The 19,567-nt window shown below is 63.5% G+C and carries 13 protein-coding genes and 1 pseudogene; 7 read left to right on the forward strand and 7 right to left on the reverse strand.

Annotated features, from left to right (window positions below):
• Nucleotides 1-27: 27 nt before the first annotated feature.
• Nucleotides 28-1,593: an amino acid permease gene (locus ACIP90_RS02875; protein WP_400576675.1), complete on the reverse strand. Its 1,566-nt coding sequence runs from the start codon at nt 1,591-1,593 to the stop codon at nt 28-30.
• A 725-nt stretch (nt 1,594-2,318) separates the two neighbouring features.
• Here ACIP90_RS02875 and ACIP90_RS02880 point away from each other — a divergent pair.
• The 4 genes from ACIP90_RS02880 (at nt 2,319) to ACIP90_RS02895 (ending at nt 8,477) form a co-directional block, all read left to right on the forward strand.
• On the forward strand, nt 2,319-3,722 hold the full coding sequence (locus ACIP90_RS02880; protein WP_400576678.1) for a DUF6421 family protein: 1,404 nt from the start codon (nt 2,319-2,321) through the stop codon (nt 3,720-3,722).
• Entirely contained in the window at nt 3,719-4,477 is a 759-nt protein-coding gene (locus ACIP90_RS02885) for an SDR family NAD(P)-dependent oxidoreductase (RefSeq protein ID WP_400576680.1), read from the forward strand. The genes ACIP90_RS02880 and ACIP90_RS02885 overlap by 4 nt, the downstream gene beginning before the upstream one ends.
• A complete protein-coding gene (locus tag ACIP90_RS02890) occupies nt 4,474-5,589 on the forward strand; it encodes a threonine aldolase family protein (protein WP_400576683.1) in 1,116 nt (371 codons plus the stop codon). Before ACIP90_RS02885 ends, ACIP90_RS02890 begins: the two co-directional genes overlap by 4 nt.
• Nucleotides 5,590-6,317: 728 nt before the next feature.
• A complete protein-coding gene (locus ACIP90_RS02895) occupies nt 6,318-8,477 on the forward strand; it encodes a glycogen debranching N-terminal domain-containing protein (protein ID WP_400576685.1) in 2,160 nt (719 codons plus the stop codon).
• 61 nt (nt 8,478-8,538) lie between these two features.
• On the opposite strand, the gene ACIP90_RS02900 is transcribed toward ACIP90_RS02895, so the two are convergent.
• Complete coding sequence (locus ACIP90_RS02900; protein WP_400576687.1) at nt 8,539-9,174, reverse strand: dihydrofolate reductase family protein; 636 nt, start codon at nt 9,172-9,174, stop codon at nt 8,539-8,541.
• A gap of 238 nt (nt 9,175-9,412) precedes the next feature.
• Between ACIP90_RS02900 and ACIP90_RS02905 the strand changes: the two genes are divergently transcribed.
• Complete coding sequence (locus ACIP90_RS02905; RefSeq protein ID WP_400576688.1) at nt 9,413-10,060, forward strand: hypothetical protein; 648 nt, start codon at nt 9,413-9,415, stop codon at nt 10,058-10,060.
• Here the strand turns inward: ACIP90_RS02905 and ACIP90_RS02910 are convergent.
• The 5 genes and pseudogenes from ACIP90_RS02910 to ACIP90_RS02930 all read right to left on the reverse strand — a co-directional run bounded on the left by ACIP90_RS02910 (nt 10,057) and on the right by ACIP90_RS02930 (nt 17,099).
• A pseudogene (locus tag ACIP90_RS02910) lies at nt 10,057-11,382 on the reverse strand (adenylosuccinate synthetase). The gene ACIP90_RS02905 and the pseudogene ACIP90_RS02910 sit on opposite strands and share 4 nt — an antisense overlap.
• Nucleotides 11,383-11,434: 52 nt before the next feature.
• A complete protein-coding gene (locus ACIP90_RS02915) occupies nt 11,435-12,412 on the reverse strand; it encodes a hypothetical protein (protein WP_400576690.1) in 978 nt (325 codons plus the stop codon).
• Between the two features lie 16 nt (nt 12,413-12,428).
• Nucleotides 12,429-13,532: a hypothetical protein gene (locus ACIP90_RS02920; protein WP_400576691.1), complete on the reverse strand. Its 1,104-nt coding sequence runs from the start codon at nt 13,530-13,532 to the stop codon at nt 12,429-12,431.
• A 183-nt stretch (nt 13,533-13,715) separates the two neighbouring features.
• Complete coding sequence (gene katG, locus ACIP90_RS02925) at nt 13,716-15,917, reverse strand: catalase/peroxidase HPI (protein ID WP_400576693.1); 2,202 nt, start codon at nt 15,915-15,917, stop codon at nt 13,716-13,718.
• Nucleotides 15,918-16,238: 321 nt separating this feature from the next.
• Nucleotides 16,239-17,099, reverse strand: coding sequence for a GntR family transcriptional regulator (locus ACIP90_RS02930; protein ID WP_400576696.1), 861 nt, complete (start codon nt 17,097-17,099; stop codon nt 16,239-16,241).
• A 151-nt stretch (nt 17,100-17,250) separates the two neighbouring features.
• Here ACIP90_RS02930 and ACIP90_RS02935 point away from each other — a divergent pair, with 151 nt between their 5' ends.
• Both ACIP90_RS02935 and ACIP90_RS02940 read left to right on the forward strand, forming a co-directional pair.
• Nucleotides 17,251-18,264, forward strand: coding sequence for a 2-keto-3-deoxygluconate permease (locus tag ACIP90_RS02935; RefSeq protein ID WP_400576699.1), 1,014 nt, complete (start codon nt 17,251-17,253; stop codon nt 18,262-18,264).
• A gap of 36 nt (nt 18,265-18,300) precedes the next feature.
• Nucleotides 18,301-19,566 (forward strand): RuBisCO large subunit C-terminal-like domain-containing protein, encoded by a 1,266-nt coding sequence (locus ACIP90_RS02940; protein ID WP_400576786.1) that lies wholly within the window; start codon nt 18,301-18,303, stop codon nt 19,564-19,566.
• Nucleotide 19,567: the final 1 nt, after the last annotated feature.

A 19,567-nucleotide genomic window follows, 5' to 3' on the forward strand; every position in this document is an offset into this window, starting at 1 on the left:
ATGCGTGGGGTAGCCCGCGCAGCATGGTTACTGGGTGCCGCTCCCAGGTTCGTCCTCGAGGTCCTTTGGTGCCGTGAGATCCATCGCGAGCAGCGGCACCACCTTGGACTTGGTGATGAAGCGGTGAGCCAGCCATAGAACGATGAAGACTGGCAACCCGATGTAGGAGGAAAGCACCTCCATGGTCCGCCCGGCAAGCACAGCCTCGTAGTTCTGTCCCACGATTACCAGTATCAGCAGGGCGAAGGCCAGCAGTGGGCCAATGGGGAACAGGGATGCTTTGTACGGCAGGTCGCTGATCTTGTTTCCCTGGGCCAGGAAGCCGCGCCTGAAACGGTAGTGGGAGACCGCGATTCCCGCCCAGACGATGAAGCCGCATAGGCCTGACATGTTCAGCAGCCACGAGTAGGCTGCACCCTGACCGACGATCGCGGAGAGGAACCCGAAGAGTCCCACGGCTGCGGTCGCCAGTAACGCCGCGATCGGCACACCACGCGCATTGGTTCGGCCGAAGATCTTCGGGGCCATGCCGTCATGGGCCATGGCGTAAAGCATCCGAGTGGAGGCATATAGTCCAGAGTTGCCAGCGGACAGGATCGCGGTCAGGATCACGGCGTTCATCAAGGCCGCTGCGAAGGCGATTCCGGCGCGAGAGAAGACCAGGGTAAACGGCGATGCTGCAATATCGGACTCGCCGGAGGCCAGCAGGCTCGGATCGGTAAACGGGATCAGGCAGCCGATGATAAAGATGGCACCAATGTAGAAAAGCATGATGCGCCAAAAGACAGTACGGATAGCCCTCGGCACTTCACGACGCGGGTTCTTGGCTTCGCCTGCGGCGACTCCCACGAGCTCGGTGCCCTGGAAGGAGAAGCCGGCAACCATGAAGACCGAGATGATCGAGACCCAACCCCCGTGGAACACGTCATCGCGATTTTCCCAGTTGCTCAGTCCCGGAGCGTTATCCCCGAGGATGCCGAAAATCATCAGCACGCCGGCGATCAGGAAGAGCACCACTGCGCTGACCTTGATCAGGGAGAGCCAGAACTCCGACTCACCAAAGGACTTCGCCGAGAGCGCATTGAGCCCGGTCAACACCAGCAGGAAGATCCCGGCCCACACCCATCCTGGGACCCCCGGGAACCAGAAGTCCATGATGATTCCGGCCGCGACCAGCTCGGCGGCCACAGTGATGGCCCAGTTGAACCAATAGTTCCAGCCGATCGCGAACCCAAAGGACGGGGAGACGAAACGGGTGGCAAAAGACTGGAAAGAACCGGCGACCGGAATTTTGGCCGACATCTCGCCCAGTGACTGCATCAACAGGAATACCATCAGCCCGACCAGCGCGTAGGCGACCAACGCACCTCCGGGACCCGCTTGGGAAATGGTGCCGCCCGAGGCCACGAACAGTCCGGTACCGATTGCGCCGCCGATGGCGATCATCTGCAGGTGGCGGTTGTTTAGCCCGCGCTTGAGTTCGTTGGTGATTTCGCCAGAAGCGCGATGTGCCCCTATCGCAAGGGAGGACTCCTGTTGTGCTGTGTCATCGGGTTTGATGTCTGCGAAAGTTCCGTTTGGTGGTGGTTTCATGCAACACCGCCAAGGGGTATCGATGCGAGTAGGGTCGGATTCCCGGTGCCACCAACGGCTCGACGAGTACAGGCTTCTGCGACTGCTGTCTCGAGCAGGTAGGCCGTAACGTTCAAACGCGGCCGTGCCTGCACGGTGGTGGACCCCGAGCTAAGAAACAGTCCTGAACCGGAGCAAAGACCGGTTTCAGGGGTGTCGGGAGCAATAACCCGAGCACTTATTTGCGTGTGGGAGCCAAGTCCCATGGTGCCTCCGAAAAGGTAGCTGCGGTGGATTTAAGCCTTCCTAGCCCCCGGGCCGGGAAGAGCGGTGATCAAGCTAACACACGTGAAGGAAGCGGCCTTTGGCCTGGCGAATGTTGCACGTCCGACGGGTCAAGTCCTTACGAATAGCCATGGGTTACTCGACGTGAGCGTAAGAACTACTGATTTGACTGTCACCGGTGAGTAAGTAGCACTGACGATCTGCTATGGCAGTTTCCGGCGTTGGGCGAAAGGCCAGGGATGCAGATGCACAAGAGGTGGTGGGGCACCTCGTCTACCGGTCGACCAGCAAACGCCTCGCAAACTCGGCCAGAGGAAGCCCGACCTTAAGGTCAGGCACAGGCATAGCAGTGAAGAGACGGCCCTCAGCAAAAGTATTTCTTATGCATGATGCAAAAATCCTTCACGGATGCTTACGCACTGCTAGCTTCTTCAGGAATCCCCTCAACGGAAGGAACGAGCATGTCCCTAATCGCAAACCCGGAAGTGACAACCACCCGGGCAGAAGACCTCAAGGCGCTCCCGGCATGGCAGGCTCTGAAGGCAGCCGTCATCGGCCTGCAGCAGGTTCAAGTGCAGGACGGTTCCGTTCCGGAACCCGCTGACCTTGACCAAGCCCGCCAGAATGTCGGCATCATTACTGACGCAATCAACGACCTGCGCCCCCACCTACCCCACGACACCGACTACCTCGAACTGCTCGCGCAGGACTTCCAGCGGTGGGCGTCCGAGGGCTTCGTCGTACCGGATTTCCTCGACTCTTTGGTAGCCTTCCATCCGGAGCGGTGGCGCATCGATGGGCTGCCGCACCTGGTTGTGTTCCCCATGTACACGCAGAACGGCAGCACCAACCGCTACTTCGAGGCTGTCCTCATCGAGGTCATTTGGCCTTCTTTCGTAGCTGAACTGGAGGCAGCAAACTACTCCAACAAGTTGTTCGTGCCCATCAGCTTCGTCGACTTCACGCCCGGCTATGACACGAACTCCGCAGTTCTCTTCCCCGAGAGCGTAGCGGTCCGGAGCACCCCCTCCTTCACTTGGGGAGGCATTTTCGCGGACCGCGAAGCTGCCCGGTTCCGTCGCGTCCTAAGAGCTGCTGCCGACATCACTTGCCTGGACCTGCCGGCTGATGCCGCGGAACTCATCGACGACCAGCACCTCACGGAGAAGACCTTCGTGATGTGGGATCTGATCCATGACCGGACCCACATGCGCGGTGACCTGCCCTTTGACCCGTTCATGATCAAGCAGCGGATGCCGTATTTCCTGTACTCCCTGGAGGAGCTCCGCTGTGACCTGACCGCCTTCCGCGAATCAGTCCTCATTGAGCGGGACGAAACGGCTTCCGAGGACGCCCGCAAGCACGCCAAGCTGGTCCAGTACGCCGTGATCTTCGACCGCATTTTCCGCTTCGCAATTACAGGGAACCGGGTACGTAACTACGACGCCGTGGGCGGCCAACTGCTGTTCGCCTGGATGCACCAGCACCGGGTCCTGCACTGGACAGATGGAAAGTTGAGCATCGACTGGAATAGCGTCGCCGGCGTGGTCGTGGAGCTGGGTCTCCGCATCGAGGAGCTCTACTGGCGCTCAATCGACCGGCCGAAGACCGCACACTGGCTGGCTGCCTACGAGCTCGTCTCGGAAACCCTCACCCCCCACCCGGCCTCCGTGTGGGCCAAGGGGTCGGAGGCCCTTCCGCTCGAAGGCCCTCCCCGGGGTCTGACGGACCAAGTCCTTGATGACGAATTCCCGCTGTCGATGTTCTACGAGGCACTGGAGAAGAAGATGTCCTCGGTCATTGAGTCAACTGCCGGGATCACCGGTAAGAGCCCTGTGAAGACTGAGGGCGAGGCGGGCGCATGAGCCAGGATCTCTCGGGGCGTACGGTAGTCGTCGCCGGTTCGACAAGCGCTGCCGGCGTCGCGGTAGTCCGCACCCTTTCGCAAGCAGGGGCACGCGTGGCCGCCGTGGACATTCTTGAGGACCGAGTGCAGGAGCTCTCGGCAGCGTACGAAAACGTCACGGGCTATGTCTGCAACCTCGCGGACCTGCAGGCCGTTGAGGAGCTGGCGACGTCTGTCCGAAACGGCCTGGGTCCAGTGGACGGCCTTATCCACCTTGTAGGAGGGTGGCGCGGCGGTACCGGCATTAAGGGCCAGACGGATGGAGACTGGGACTTCCTGCATACCAGCGTTCTCACCACCCTGAGGAACACCAGCCGCGCGTTTTACGATGACTTGGCTACCTCCCCCGTAGGTCGCCTGGCCATCGTTTCCGCACAGTCCGCTTCCTCGCCAACAGCGGACGGTGCCGCCTATGCCGCCGTCAAGTCCGCCGCCGAGGCATGGACCCTGGCCGTGGCCGACGGATTCCGGCACCTGCAGGGAGGAAGCGATAGCCCCCTCTCCATGCAGCAGTCAGCCGCCCTGGTCTTCGTCGTCAAAGCTCTGGTCGATGACCGGATGCGCGCAGCCCAGCCCGAGCGGAAATTTCCGGGCTTCACGGATGTCAGCGTCCTTGCCGACGCTGTACAGCGGATCTTCGACCTTGAGGCAAAACAGATCAACGGGCAGCGCTTGTCCCTCACGGCCGGCCACCTCGCGGGCGCACCGGCATGAGCGTCAGCGTCGATCCCAGAGGAGGCGACCCGCAGGTAGTGCCAGGGCGCCTGCACGACCCGACATACCGGGGCTTCGCCTCGGATAACTACGCCGGGGCTCACCCCAAAATCATTGAAGCAGTTCAGGCAGCCAACGAAGGCCACGTCACCGCATACGGCGAAGATGTCTACTCAGCCGCGCTTCAAGGGGTCATCCAGTCCCACTTCGGGGCAACTGCTACCGCATATCCGGTCTTCAATGGAACAGGGGCAAATGTCCTTGCCCTGCAAGCCCTGCTCCCGCGCTGGGGCGCTGTCATCTGCGCAGCAACAGCGCATATCAATACCGACGAAAACGGCGCCCCGGAACGGATTGGCGGAATAAAGCTCCTCCCGATCTCCACACCGGATGGCAAACTCACCCCGGAATTGATCGACGCCGAAGCCTGGGGCTGGGGAGACGAGCATCGGGCACAGCCACTGGCCGTATCGATCACCCAGACCACCGAACTCGGCACCTGCTACACGCCGGAAGAAATCCAACGGATCGCAGAACACGTCCATGCGAAGGGAATGAAACTGCACCTGGACGGAGCAAGGCTGGCCAACGCTGCAGCCCATCTCGGGCTTCCTTTGCGGGCACTCACCACCGACGTCGGTGTCGACGTCCTGTCGTTTGGCGGCACCAAAAACGGGCTGCTGTTCGGTGAAGCTGTTATCTGGCTCAACCCACAGTCCGACCCAGGCATGAGCTACCTGCGGAAGATGAACATGCAGCTTGCTTCAAAGATGCGTTTCGTCTCTGCGCAAGTGGTCGCCCTGCTAACGGACGGATTGTGGCTGCGGTCTGCCAGTCGCGCCAACGAGATGGCTCAACGTCTCAGAGAAGGAATCTCGGCCATTAACGGCGTCTCACTGACGCAAGCAACACAGTCCAATGGCGTCTTTGCCGTCCTTCCACCAGGGGTAGCCGCGAAAGTCCGGGAATCCTTTCGCTTCTATGACTGGGACCAGGCACGCGGGGAAGTCCGGTGGATGTGCTCCTGGGACACCACCGAAACCGACGTCCAATCTCTCGTGGCTGCAGTTGAAGCTGCCGTAGGCTCCCCAGCTTCGCGACGAAACGTTTAAACAAGGAGACGTAGCCGAAACCAGTGGCGGTACTTTCCGGCGGGCGCAGTCTCAAGAGGCCGCGCCCGCATCGCGGTCGGGTGACGATCCGGGGCAGGTTCTACGTCACATACGCCCGGGCCGGGATCATGGTCACTCCTGAGAGGATACTCAGCCCCTGCAGGCGGTCCCTCAGCTCAATGAACCAGCAGTGACTCCGGAACAGATCCATGGTTACGCATTCCCCTCTGCAGGTGGAGGGTCCATTGCGTTGGCGTGCCGTTGGCCGCAGGCATCACGTCGCCCTCGGAGATGAACCTCGGCTCCAGGTCTTCAGCCGAACGCCACCAGCCAGTGATCGGGCAGTGATGCCCCGTGCTGGACGTCAGGGGGGAATAGTAGCTCGGCAGTGTGGCAATCGGCCTTTTCTTCATTTCATTCCTCCAAGCGAGTTTTGACCACAGGCTGCGCCCTGTGCTGCTGTGCCTGCCGTCATTGGAAGAGCACGTTCTCATCCTACAGATTGTAAACAATCTACGATAGCCCCAATTTTCTCGCCTCAGCCATGCCGGTTCGGAATCCCCTGCGCCGCCAAGGCGTGGAATGGCACAGTGCCGGGAATCCTGCCCCCACCTGATCTCTGGCGCCATGGGCGGAGCGGGAGTAGTTTCTATGGCAGGCGGGCAGCACGAGCCACGGAACGGCCATCGTTACGGGCGCGCTGCCGGTGTTTTCTTGAAGGAGCCAGGATGGCTGGATGGAACGCTGACACTGCTGCCGGACCCGTGGGGGCCGGAACTGTAACCCTGGTGGAAGGGACATCCTTCTGCATCTCCCTGCCCAATGGAGACATCCATCCCGAATATCCGCACGGAGTTTTCTTCCAGGACACGCGCATCCTGTCCCGCTGGTGCCTGACCGTTAATGGGCAGCCGCTTGAATCGTTGGCGGCCGAAGCAAAGGAACCCTACCGGGCGCTGTTTGCCGGGCGTGTTCCCCGCACGGACGGATATGCGGACAGCCCGCTGATCGTGGAGCGCCTGCGGGAAGTCGGGGCGGGCATCCAGGAGCAGGTCACCATACGCAATTTCTCCACGGAACCGGCTGAATGCGTGCTCTCCGTGAAGCCTGAAGCGGATTTCGCAGATCTTTTCGAGGTTAAGGAGGCACGGATAAAGGGGCGTTGGGAAGAAACCCGGCGCGTGGACGGCGATTCCATGACCATTCGCGGAGTCTGGCAGGACGTCCGGAAGGGCATTTTGGTCCAAGCCCCTGGTGCCGACGTCACGCAGGACGCGTTGACCTACCACATCTCTGTCGGGCCCCACAGCCAGTGGAGCACGGTGCTCACAGCGGTGCCCAGCAACGAGGCGGCGAGTCCTCCCCCGCCGTCGTTCACCCACACCGAAGGGGAGCAGTTGTCCCCCCGGGACCGCCGCCGGCAGGAATGGGTTGCCAAGATTCCCAAGCTTCAAATGGGCAACCACTCCATTGAACGAACCCTGCGGCGCAGCTACGACGACCTGGGCGCCCTTCGCATCGAAGACCCGAACTATCCGGAACGCGTCGTGGTGGCAGCAGGCGCGCCGTGGTTTATGACCCTGTTCGGCCGGGACTCTCTGTGGGCATCGGAAATGTCCATGCCGGTTGATCCGTCCCTGGCACTGGGCACATTGCAAACGCTGGCGGACCGCCAAGGCAGCGTGGTGGATCCATTGAGCGAGGAGGAACCGGGCAAAATCCTGCACGAAGTAAGGCTCGACGTCTCCAGCGGACTCTCCCTGGGCGGTAAGAACATCTACTACGGCAGCGTCGACGCGACCCCGCTGTTCGTGGTGGTGCTGGGCTCGGTGAGCCGCTGGGGCTTTGCCGCCGAAACCATCGCCGAGCTGCTGCCCCATGCAGACCGCGCCCTGGACTGGATCCACAACTATGGCGACAAGGACGGCGACGGATTTGTCGAGTATGAGCGCCTCAACCCCCAGGGGCTCATCAACCAGGGTTGGAAGGACTCCTGGGACGGCATCAACTTCGCCGACGGCCGCATGGCTGAGCCCCCCATTGCGCTCTGCGAAGTCCAGGCCTATGTCTACGATGCCTACATGGCGCGCGCTTGGATAGCGTACGACGCCGGCGACGCCGCGTTGGGTGCCCAGCTCTCCGAGCAGGCGGCCCAGTTGAAGAAGCGGTTTAATGAGCAGTTCTGGATGCCGGACCGCGGGTATTACGCGATCGCCTTGGACGGAAAGAAACGGCAGGTCGATGCCTGTGCGTCCAATATGGGCCACTGCCTGTGGGTCGGCCTCGTGGATGAGGACAAGGCGCCGCTGGTGGCCGAAAGGCTGATGTCCCCGGAAATGTTCAGCGGCTGGGGCGTCCGGACGCTCGCAAGCGACATGGGAGCCTACAACCCCGCGAGCTACCACAACGGATCTGTCTGGCCGCACGACAACGCGGTGATCGCTGCCGGTCTGCTGCGCTATGGTTTCGTGGGGGAGGCGCAGCGCATTGCCACGGCACTCTTGGATGCCGCCGAGTTCTCGGACGGACGGCTGCCGGAGCTGTTCTGCGGCTTTGACCGCGAGCAGTTTGCCGAACCCGTCCCCTATCCGACGGCATGTTCGCCCCAGGCCTGGGCGGCAACCACGCCGATCCAGCTGGTGACCAGCCTCATGCGGTACGACGCGCACGTATCCCAGGGCGGCTTCTGGATGGACCCGGTACTGCCGGAGTCCTACGGCGACCTGCACATCAGCAACGCGCCTATGGCAGGCGGCCGGATCACCATCGACATTGCCGGTTCCGTCCCCGTTGTTCAGGGCCTCCCGGACGGGATGGTCTTCCACCAAGGACACAGGCCATGGCTGACAGAACTCGTGAAACAGGCCGAACTGCGCCGAAAGGGCTAGCAGGGTCCAGGGTCTCGGGGAACATGCGTTGGTAGCAACACCTTCGCTTCGACGTAGTGACTTACGTCGGACGGCTGCCCGGCGGCCCGTTGAGCAGGGTGGGGACGTACTCGAGCAGCTGGAGCCTGCCGTCGAAGGTCCTGCTGTCCACCATCTGCAGCGAGACGTCCGGATAGCCGTCATAGATCCGCTCCCGGCCTGTGCGGCCCGTGATCACCGGGAAGACGACCACCCTGAACCGGTCCACGAGGCCAGCGATCAGCAGCGACCGGCAGAGGCTAAGGCTGCCGAGAGTGCTCAAGGGCCCGGCCTTCGTTCGCTTCAGCTCCGCCACGGCCTTGACCGCGTCCCCGGCGACAAGCTCCGAGTTCGGCCAGCTCAGGGGCGCCTGCATGGTGGAGGAGAAGACGATCTTGGGAACGGCGGCAAGACCCGTCAGGCTGGCTCCCTCGTCCGCGGAGAATCCCGAGTCACCGGCCGCGGCCTCCTCGGACATGCTGGACATCAGCCGGTATGTATTCGCCCCGAGAAGGAAGGTGTAGCCTTTCTCCCCCTCCTCCTCGAGCCAGGCCAGGTATTCCGGCCCTTCCAGACCCCACCAGCCGGGCCATCCCTCGGCCGAGGCATACCCGTCCAGGCTGATGATCAGGTCGACCATCAGGTCTGCTGATGGCGTCTCTGCACTTGTCTCGCCCATGCCGTCTCCCCGATCTGATCGAATCAGTATGCGCCGGCCCTCAGCCAAGGCACGGCCGGTTCCCGTCCGGGTTAACCACGGCCGCACCAGTCCCTAATCTTTGCGACGCTGTGGTAGTGGGCAATCGACGCCGGCGCCGGTGCCGGCAATGCTATCCCCGGAGCGATCAGACGTTCAAGGGCAGCCCTGATTCAATGGCTGCATTTTTGCCACAGTTCTAGTCCACTAGAGTAGAACTATGAATGAACAGGTACGGCAGCATGCGTCGTCCCTCGTCTCTGTCGACGTCCTGGGCCTGCGCCTGCAGCAGGACGGGGAGAGAGTTCAGCTGCTCGCCCATGAGCGCCCATCCGAGCCGTTCGCAGGTAGTCTTGCGCTTCCCGGCGTCCTCCTCGGCCGAGGCGAAAGGATCACTGAAGCCGCCATCCGAGCCCTCCGTAAGGCTGGCCTCGAGGAACGTGACGTGCTCGGCATTGGGCAGCTGGTCACCTTCGACGAGCCGAACCGAGACCCGCGCGGGCCAACACTCTCCATCGCCGTGTGGGCCGGTATCCGGGCGGACGCCCACATCTTGGAGACCGCCCAATGGGTGGACATCGATGCTCCCCCGCAACTGGCGTTCGACCACAACCGCATCGTCCTCGACGCGCAGCCGCTGCTTGCCCGCATGCTCTGGGACGACCTGAACTTCACCCGTGCGCTTACCGGGCCGACGTTCCCGGTTCGGGCCGCCGTCCGGATTACCGCCTCGCTCACGGGGAGGGAGCCAAACCGCGGCAACCTCAACCGCAGGCTGGCCGCCCTCGAAGGGCTTGAGCAGGTTGACGGGAAAACCGCTCCCAGCCATACCGGCCGCCCTGGCGCCGTGTGGGCGTGGACCGACTAAGGCGTCCTTCTCTCCTCCCGGCGCGGCCCATGGGCGACAATGAATACCGGCGCGGCGAGCACATCCTGCACCAGCCCGAGTACTTCCGCCGCGATCAGAGGCTCCAGCACCGGGGCCGCGGTCTGGGCGAACATCATCAGCTTCTCCTGGTGTGCCAGGTCCTGATAGTCCCCGAGGGGGAACGCATCGGCGATGCCGTCGTACCGGAGGGCAACCTGCACGTTCCCCTCCTGTGCCGCGAGCGTGTCCAAGTGGGTCAGGGCGAGGGCGTCCAGTCCGCCGTGCTCCCGGCAAACCTCGGCGGCGTAGCGCAGCGCCACAAGGTCGAGATGACCGGTTCGCCAAGCGCCTTGGTAGCGGCCCTCGCCGTTGTGCGGCTCGGGCAGAGCTGCCGCCAGGGCTGGTTCTTCAGTCGGAAACGGCCCGGCGCCGTGACGGGTGCCGTACGTGCGCAGGACCCCGATCACCTCGGCCCGCGGCTGCCCTGCCTCGGCAAGGAGCGCCTGGGCATTCAGCGGCAGGGTGGAGCTCCAGGTGGTGTGAGGATGGAAGCCTCTCCACTCGTCCAGGAGGACACCCTGCGCCCCCTCGAAGACCAGCGAGCCGTCCAACGCCAGGGCACGGATGTACCCGGCGTCGTCACGGACCTTAACGGCCCTGACGAACTCAATCAGGTCGAGCGCCATCTCCCGCACCGTCGGGTGCTCGTGACAGCCCTCGGCGATCAGCGGGGCATAGAACGCGGTCAGGGCCATGAGCCGGTCCCGCAGGGCCGGCGGGTCGAATCAGTCCTTCACACGCAGGGCTGGCGCGGTGGTCGGCACGAAGGCCATGATGTCGAAGAGGGTCGCCCCGGCCGCCAGCCCTTTACGGGTGGCGAGGTCGTACCAGACCGTCTCGCCGATCCCGAGCCCGCAGGACCCATGGCGGTCGGCACCTCGGAGATCTTCCCGGGCCCTGTTTGCGGCGATGTGGACCGGGGTTACCACGAGGGCCTCGGGGCTCACTGTGATCAAGCCGAGCGGGTCGACGACGCCGAGGCCGCCGAGATCTTCCGACTCCGCGGCCAGCTGCCACGGGTTTATGAGGAAGAAGCGGCTCAGGAAGGTGGGGACGCCGGCGAGGGTCCCGGAGCCAAACTGCCGGAAGGTGTGGTGCTTGCCGTCGGCAATCACGTTGTGGGCCGCCTGGCCGCCCCCGTTGAAGCGCACCACACTGGAGACACCGCCGAGGGAGCAGAGGTAGTCCACGGTGCTGCCCTTCGCCTCGTCCCCGAAACCGAGGCCTACGACGATTCTGTGCCGCTGCTCATGCTGGCGCATGTGCTTCCTTCCGCAAGGGCTGGCGGCCGGGACCGACTGCCCGGTGTGACAGTCAGGCGAGGTCGTCGCGGCCGTCGAGGTCGCCAGGGAGAGCGGTGGTCGCCACCGCGACCCTGCTGGCGTCGACTGTGGCAAGGGCCTTGCCAACGGCGTGGCCGCTCGTGCTGCCGATCTCCTTCAGGTCCTCCAGGCCCTCATCGAGGTCAATGGCGTCTTCGAGGAGCCCGATGGTGACCCCAATGAGATCGCAGACCGCGGCCGGATCTTCCAGCTTGAAGAAGCGCTCTCCCAGGATGCTCCGCCAGTGGGCGTTCACCTGTTCGTCGTCATAGTAGGAGGTCTTGCGCGGGAGAATGAAGAAGACGTCCCATCGCTGCTGCAGTTCGCGGTAAATCGAAGCGACGTCGAGGTCCTCCTGCACATCGTCGCCGATAATCGACCGGATGTGCGCGGCCTTCAGGCTGGGCTTGTTCAGTTCGTCGCCCACGATGAACAGGTATCCCTTGTGGCCCCGCTTCTCCCACGCGTCGGTGGCGGTGTGCCGGGCCATGAAGTATGCCGCCAGCTCGTACGACTCGGACTTCTGCCCGCCGCCGTTCCCCTCCAGGAAGATAGTGCGCAGCTGCTCGTCCATGCGGTTGTCGGACTCGAACTGGCCGACTTGGAGCGGAACGAAGTCCGTGTCCGCGTCTCCGATGGCGCCAAAGAGGATCTGCGGGTTCTTCACATAGCCCTTGCGTTGGATGAGGCCGTGCAGCTTGGAGAGCTGCCTCTGCATAATCTGCGGGACTTCGCCCATGGAGCCGGTTACATCGAACAGGACCGCGATGGGCAGGCTGTTGGGGTGCTCGTCCGAGTCACGGGACTCGCGCATCTTCACGCCCTTCGGGTCAAGTGACGGGTCGGCCTTCCACTCGCTGCGTGGCCGCGAGCGCAGCTTGCTGTCATAGGCAAAGGCGTGCACACCCTGCTTGGCACGGAAAGTCGCCGCCGCGCGGTACGTCTGGTCGCTCCAGCTTCCAGCTCCCATGATTGGTTCCTTTCGTTCAGGCCGTCCTGCGGGCGGTAGCGGGGACATACGGGAAAACGCGGAAGGTCCGCCTCCCATATAGCTCCTCCACGAGTTCGTCATACTCCTGCAGGAGGCTTGCGGCGTCGGGGCGCATGCGTGGTTCACCCTGCATGCAGCCGTCGGCGAAGGCCCGCTGGCGCCGCTCTCCAGGGGCGAGCATCGAGAGCATGAGCGCGTGAGCCATGTAGATGTCCGACTCGGGGAAGATCGGGCCCTCGACCGCTTCGGGCGGGTAGAAGTCCTTCCGGCTCTGGACTCGGCCTTCGAGCATTCCCCCGGGCTTGGTGGCGAAGGACCACCCCGCCAGAACCACGCCGTGGCCTTCGGGATGGATCAGGACGTTTTCCGGCAGGATCGCGCCATGGACCACTCCGGCGAGGTGCGCTCCTGCGATTGCAGTGAGGAGGCGGCGGTGAATCCAGGCCCAGTCGCGTCCATCGAGGCCGTCGGGGCTGGCCTCCTTAACCTCGGACAGGCTGAAGAACCCGGCCTCAGTGCCCAGATCATCCAGGACGTTTACCTTACGCTGTTCGGATGTGCCCTCGGCACGGTGCGTCATGGCGTCCAGCAGCCGCGGGTAGTAGGGACCCAGCCAGGCGTTGCCGTCAGCGACCATGGCCTGCAGCGCGGCGAGTGCAGTGCGCTCGGCTTCGATGAACTTCGACGAGGAGGCGTTACGGGGCATCTTCACGACAACGGGGCCCGTGGCGGACTCCGCCCGGTATAGGTTTGCCAGAGTGCCCTTCGCGATTAGGTCTCCGAGGATGTAGGCACGGGATTTGGAGGCCAAGGTAATCCTGGACGGAGCCTTCATGTTCCGGGCCGTCGCCCGGGAAGCGGAGGCATCACATGCCTTGGCCCACCTCTCATAAAGCAAGCCGAGCTTGGCGAACGCGTCTGTGGCGCGCGTTTTGTCAATCCCGCACTCCCCCGCGCGATCGGGGTGAAGGTGGTTCGCGTAGGCGCGGTGGAGGCGCTTGGCCGAACGGAGGGCCTTGTCCTCGTGCGTCACGGGCCCGAAGATGTCCTCGGCGAGCGAGGCGGTCTCGACTTGCTCCAACATCTCGTCTGCGCTCATGAACATAGTTTTACTCTAGATGAGTAAAACTATGCGGACAAGTCGTTCGCGCAGGTTTTCCGGCAGGTTTTGCACAACAAAGAACTGCCGCAGCCCCTACCAACGGGGCGCGGCAGTTCTTTGGCGCCACAAACCTTCCGAACCGATTTTTAGCCTGCCGGCCGGGAGTGCATAAGAACGGATTCAGACGGCGGCGAGGTCGAACCGGTCGAGGCTCATGACCTTGTCCCATGCCTGGACGAAGTCGCGGGCGAACTTCTCCTTCGCGTCATGGCAGGCGTAGACCTCCGCGATAGCGCGCAGCTGCGAGTTCGCCCCGAAGACCAGATCAGTCGCTGTCGCCGTCCACTTGGGCTCGCCCGTGGTGCTCTCGCGGCCCTCGTAGACGCTTTCGTCGGAGGCGGATGCTTTCCACTCTGTGCTCATATCAAGCAGGTTCACGAAGAAGTCGTTGGTGAGCGCCTCGGGCCGGTCGGTGAACAGTCCGTGGTCGGACTGCCCCGAGTTGGCCTTCAGGACCCGCATCCCGCCGACGAGGACCGTCATCTCAGGTGCCGTCAAATTCAGCATGAAGGCACGGTCCACCAACAGCGTCTCGGGTGGGAGCACCTGCCCGGCGCGGACGTAGTTCCGGAAGCCGTCGGCTTTCGGTTCGAGCATTGCGAAGGACTCGACGTCCGTCTGCTCCTGGGACGCGTCCGTTCGTCCCGGTGTGAACGGGACCGTGACCTCGACGCCGGCATTCCTTGCCGCCTGCTCGACGGCCGCGCATCCGCCCAGGACGATGACGTCCGCAAGGGAGACTTTCTTCCCGCCTGACAGGGAGCTGTTGAAGTCCTGCTGGACCCGCTCGAGGGTCTGCAGCACCTTGGCCAGTTCGGCAGGCTCATTAACCTCCCAGTCCTTCTGCGGGGCAAGGCGAATGCGCGCCCCGTTTGCCCCGCCGCGCTTGTCCGTCCCGCGGAAGCTTGACGCCGATGCCCACGCCGTGGAAACCAGCTGGGAGATGGAGAGCCCCGAATCGAGGATCCTGGCCTTGAGCGCCGCGATGTCACCCTCACCGATCAGCTCATGGTCGACGGCGGGAACGGGATCCTGCCAGAGTTGCGGCTCCGGGACCCAGGGGCCGAGGTAACGTGTCACCGGGCCCATGTCGCGGTGCAACAGCTTGTACCAGGCCTTGGCGAACGCGTCGGCGAGTTCCTCGGGGTGTTCGTAGAAGCGCTTCGAGATCGGCCCGTAGATCGAATCCTGCCTCAGGGCCAAGTCTGTGGTCAGCATCATGGGAGCGTGCCGCTTCGACGGGTCGTGGGCATCGGGAACCGTGCCCTGGGCCTCGGGATTCGTGGGCTTGAACTGCTTCGCGCCTGCGGGGCTCTCGGTAAGCTCCCAGTCGTATTCAAACAGGTTCTCGTAGAAGCCGTTGTCCCACTTGGTCGGCTCCTTGGTCCACGCGCCCTCGAGCCCGCTCGTGAGCGTGTACTGGCCGTTGCCGGTGCCAGCGGAGTTCTTCCAGCCGAAGCCCAACTGCTCGAGGGGTGCAGCCTCCGGCTCGGGACCGAGATGCTCCGCCGTGACCGCGCCGTGTGTCTTGCCGAATGTGTGGCCGCCAGCAATGAGCGCCACCGTCTCTTCGTCGTTCATCGCCATCCGGCGGAAGGTCTCGCGGATGTCGTGCGCTGCGGCCAGCGGATCAGGGTTGCCTTGAGGCCCCTCCGGGTTCACGTAGATGAGGCCCATCTGAACGGCAGCGAGAGGGCTCTTAAAATCTCCCGGCGCGCTGTAGCGCTCGTCCCCCAGCCACGTGTCCTCAGGGCCCCAGAAGACCTCCTCTGGCTCCCAGATGTCCTCCCGCCCGAAGCCGAAGCCGAAGGTCTTGAACCCCATTGACTCCATGGCGACGTTGCCCGCATAGACGATCAGATCGGCCATGGAAATCTTCCGGCCGTACTTCTGCTTGATCGGCCAAAGCAGTCGGCGGGCCTTGTCGAGGCTGGCATTGTCCGGCCAGCTGTTGAGCGGAGCGAAGCGCTGCGCCCCGCTGCCGCCACCGCCGCGGCCATCCTCGGCGCGGTAGGTGCCGGCGGCGTGCCATGACATCCGAATGAAGAGGGGACCATAGTGGCCGTAGTCCGCGGGCCACCAGTCCTGGGAAGTGGTCATCACCTCGATGAGATCCCGCTTCAACGCCTCGAGGTCCAGGGACTTGAACTCCTCGGCGTAGTTGAAGTCCTCGTCCATGGGGTTGGCCTGGGGCGAGTGCTGATGCAGCACCTGCAGGTTGAGCTGATTGGGCCACCAGTCCTGGTTCGACCTGGGCCGACTCGGCTTCGGAGTCGGAGAGGGAATTACCGGGTTCTCACTTTCGCTGCCACGCTCAGACACGTCAGTCTTCTCCTATCCCGCTGTTTGCTTCTATCGCTAGTCACTATTGCAATCAATAAGACGACAGCCACCCCAGGATCTGGGGTTGGTTATTGGTGCTTGGCACTGCATGCTCCACTCTCCCGCTCCAGCCTTAGAGGTGCAAGGGTGGAGTTGCCCGCATCCATCTCTCGACCTGCCGTGCGTTCATCGCCAGGGTGGCACGCAGTGATGTCGATGCCGGGGCGTCCCGACCCGGGCGGACGCACGGGCAGAGACGGCATCCGGCCGCCGTTCACGCGAGTTTTTTGCCTGCTAGCGGAGCAACGAAAAAACGGTCCTTCAGCGTGCGCCTCGTTCAAGATCGGCTAGTTCGGATTCAAGTTGCTGTGTCAGGTTCCGCAGCCGGAGGATGTGTTCCTGGGATACGCGTCCGGGTTGTGATGTCACCTGCGCGTCAACGTCGAAGACGGTGTTGGGGCTGTGCCAGACGTTGAACCACTCAAGGCCGTGGCCGAGGGCGTCGCGGGTTACGCCTTGCAGCAGGAGCAGGGGTTCGCGAATGTTGGAGTTGAGTATTTGTGCCAGGTCAGGATCTGCTGCCACGGCCTGGACCTGTCTGGGACCGCCTGCCGGGTGATACCCGTGCTCTCGCATGAGGCCGAGCAGTGAAGCGTTTTCCAGCCGTTCCTTGGTGAAGTGCGGGAAGAGGTCGCGGGGCACCCAGGTCCTCATGAAGGCTACCGGGACCTCCTCCAGGTAGCGGATCCGTTCAATTTTCCACGTGTTAGTGGTGTTCAAGGCCTCGACAGCCGATTCGGGCGGGGCTTCATGTTCGACGGCGATGACATGGGTGCGCAGGCGCTGGCCGTGCGCGGCGGCCTGTTCGTCCAGCCCGCCGGCGCGCTGGATATGCCGGCGGAGGACGGGTGTGGCGGCCACGACGCTGCCGCGGCCGCGCTGGCGGCGGATCAGTCCGAGATCGGACAGTCCGGACAACGCTTGGCGTACCACGCTGCGGGAGACACCGAACTGTTTCTGGAGTTCCTCTTCGGTCGGAAGGGGGGAGCCGGGGAGCAGCGGCCGTTCGAGTATCTGCCGGTGCAGGATGTCCCGGATCTGCGCATGAAGGGGCGGCCCCTCCTCCCGGTTCAAGCCGTTAGCCCGCTCCCGGGGCTCTGCCCCGGCTGGTTGCACACTCACACTGACTCCTTTGCCGCTCGAGCACATCATAGCCCGCAGTCGTGGCATCTCCTGCTTGACGGGTGATACAAGCCACAGGTAATGTACGTACTAATTGTACGGACTAAAGTCCGGCGACTGAAAGATACAAAGGCGTATGAAAGGTCAGGTAATGACACAAATGCATTTGAGGACCGGTCGCTCCCGCGTGCCGATGTTTGCCTTCCTTCAAAGAGTTCCCGCAGGCATGATGCTGATCCCGCTGATGCTGGGCGTGCTGATGAACACCTTCGCACCCGAGGCCCTGAAGATCGGCGGCTTCACCACCGCGTTGTTCAAGGAAGGGGCCTTGACGCTGATTGCCGTGCTGATCCTGGCCACGGGTGCCCAGATCACCGGCAGCCATAGCGGCAAGGCCGCCGCCTCCACCACTACCGTGGTGTTGGTTTGCAAGACCCTGATCCCGGCCACGATCGCGGTGATCCTCGGTCTGGTGGTGGGCATCGAAGGAATCGCAGGGGTATCAATCCTGGCGATGCTGGCAATCTTCGGGAACAGCAACGGCGCCCTGTGGCTGGCATTTGCCGGCCAGTACGGCGACGAGCGGGACACCGGCGCCTATGTGGCCAGCGCTTTCGATGACGGGCCGTTCCTGGCCCTGATCTTCCTGGGCGCATCCGGGCTCGGGGATATCCCGGTGCTCGCCTTTGCCGCGGCACTGATTCCTTTCATCATCGGCCTCATCATCGGTGCAGTCGACCGGGAATGGACGAAGGCCCTGGACCACGTACCGAACATCGTCATCCCTTTCATGTCCTTCGCCGTTGGAACCGGCATCAACCTGAAGACTGTGCTCACCGGCGGATTCGCCGGGATCTTCCTCGGCCTGATAGTGGTCCTGTTCACCGGCGGCCTGACCTATCTCGGATACAGGTACGTCTTGAAACGCGGTTTCAAGAGCGGCATCGGGTTCGCCGCCGGCACCACAGCAGGCAACGCCGTTGCCGTACCCGCTGTAGTAGCCGTAGCCGATCCGCGGTTCGAACCCTTTGTCGCCTCCGCCTCAGCCCAGGCCGCTACAGCCGTCCTCGTGACAGCGATACTCGCCCCGATCGTCGCCTCTTGGGCACTGAAGCGGGCCGGAGGCCTGCAGCCGGCCGATCCGGTCGTCCCCAGCTCACTCTGAGCCAGCCCTTACATCCCTTTCATGGACGGAGAACCCATGCGCGACCCGCGCTCGGTGCGTTGCACCTACTACCTAGAGTCCGAAATTGACCCTGAAAAGGCCGCAGCCATCATGGCGGGCGAGCAGTCCAGCGGCACGTTCCTGCCGGTACCCGGCGAGTCCGCCCGAATCCGGGAGCGCCACGCCGCGCGCATCTCGGATGTTCAGGAGCTGGGCTTTTGCCGGCCCTCCCTGCCGTCCCGGACAACTCCCGAAAAGGTCCGGGCCGCCCTTGTCACCGTCGATTTCCCAATGGAGAACGTCGGCACGGACCTGGCCACCCTGCAGACCGCCATTGCCGGCAACCTCTTCGAACTGGGCGATCTTTATGCCTGCCGGCTGCAGGATATGGTCCTGCCCGAGGACTTCGTCGCCGCCCACCCCGGCCCGGCATTCGGCATCGAGGGGACGCGCAAGCTCATCAGCGACGCTCAGGGCGTCATGGTCGGCACTATCGTGAAGCCCAACGTCGGGCTGTCGGAAGAGGAATTCCGGCTAGTCGTGCGGGACCTGGCGATGGCCTCTATCGACCTGATCAAGGACGACGAGCTGATGACCGACCCCGCGTACCTGCCATTGGAGCGCAGGGTCGCCGTAGCCACCGAAGAAATCCGCGCCGCTGACCAGGTTACAGGCCACTCCTCCATGTATGCCTTCAACATCACCGGTGACCTGGCGGGACTGCAGAAGCGCCACGACCTGGTCGTTGAAGCCGGCGGCCGGTGCGTGATGCTGAACATCCCGGTGATGGGTTTGCCAGCCCTGGCCTTGCTGCGCAGCTTCGCCGAGGTTCCGATCCACGGTCACCGGGCAGGCTTGGCGGCCTCGATGCGGTCCAAGGCCCTGGGCATGGACTACCGGGTCTGGCAGCAGATGGCCCGCCTCGCCGGCGCCGATCACCTGCACGCCAGCGGGCTGGGCAGCAAGTTCTATGAGCTGGACGAAGAGGTCGCCGCGAACATCCGCAGCCTGCTCGAACCCCTCGGACGGACCATCGCACCGCTGCCCGTGCTGTCCTCCGGCCAGAACGTCACCACCCCCGGACCCACCTTCGACGCGGTTGGCTCCACTGACCTGATGATGCTCGCCGGCGGCGGTGTCGCCGCCCACCCGGACGGCCCCGGGGCCGGAGTGCGAAGCCTGCGCCAAGCCTGGGAAGCCGCCGTGGACGGCGTACCCCTCCAGGCGGCAGCGGAAAAGCTGTCCCAATCCGGAGACGATGCACTCCTGCACGCAGTCCAAACCTTCAGAAAAGGTGCCTGAC

The organism is Arthrobacter sp. NPDC093139, from assembly GCF_044754165.1.
Lineage (GTDB): Bacteria > Actinomycetota > Actinomycetes > Actinomycetales > Micrococcaceae > Arthrobacter.

Excerpts from the sequence above, each read along its gene's own strand:
- ACIP90_RS02900 (WP_400576687.1), bottom strand. The coding sequence starts at position 9,174 with ATGGGCGAGACAAGTGCAGAGACGCCATCAGCAGACCTGATGGTCGAC.
- ACIP90_RS02905 (WP_400576688.1), top strand. The coding sequence starts at position 9,413 with ATGAATGAACAGGTACGGCAGCATGCGTCGTCCCTCGTCTCTGTCGAC.
- ACIP90_RS02920 (WP_400576691.1), bottom strand. The coding sequence starts at position 13,532 with ATGAGCGCAGACGAGATGTTGGAGCAAGTCGAGACCGCCTCGCTCGCC.
- ACIP90_RS02890 (WP_400576683.1), top strand. The coding sequence starts at position 4,474 with ATGAGCGTCAGCGTCGATCCCAGAGGAGGCGACCCGCAGGTAGTGCCA.
- ACIP90_RS02895 (WP_400576685.1), top strand. The coding sequence starts at position 6,318 with ATGGCTGGATGGAACGCTGACACTGCTGCCGGACCCGTGGGGGCCGGA.
- ACIP90_RS02935 (WP_400576699.1), top strand. The coding sequence starts at position 17,251 with ATGACACAAATGCATTTGAGGACCGGTCGCTCCCGCGTGCCGATGTTT.
- ACIP90_RS02875 (WP_400576675.1), bottom strand. The coding sequence starts at position 1,593 with ATGAAACCACCACCAAACGGAACTTTCGCAGACATCAAACCCGATGAC.
- ACIP90_RS02885 (WP_400576680.1), top strand. The coding sequence starts at position 3,719 with ATGAGCCAGGATCTCTCGGGGCGTACGGTAGTCGTCGCCGGTTCGACA.
- ACIP90_RS02915 (WP_400576690.1), bottom strand. The coding sequence starts at position 12,412 with ATGGGAGCTGGAAGCTGGAGCGACCAGACGTACCGCGCGGCGGCGACT.
- ACIP90_RS02940 (WP_400576786.1), top strand. The coding sequence starts at position 18,301 with ATGCGCGACCCGCGCTCGGTGCGTTGCACCTACTACCTAGAGTCCGAA.
- ACIP90_RS02880 (WP_400576678.1), top strand. The coding sequence starts at position 2,319 with ATGTCCCTAATCGCAAACCCGGAAGTGACAACCACCCGGGCAGAAGAC.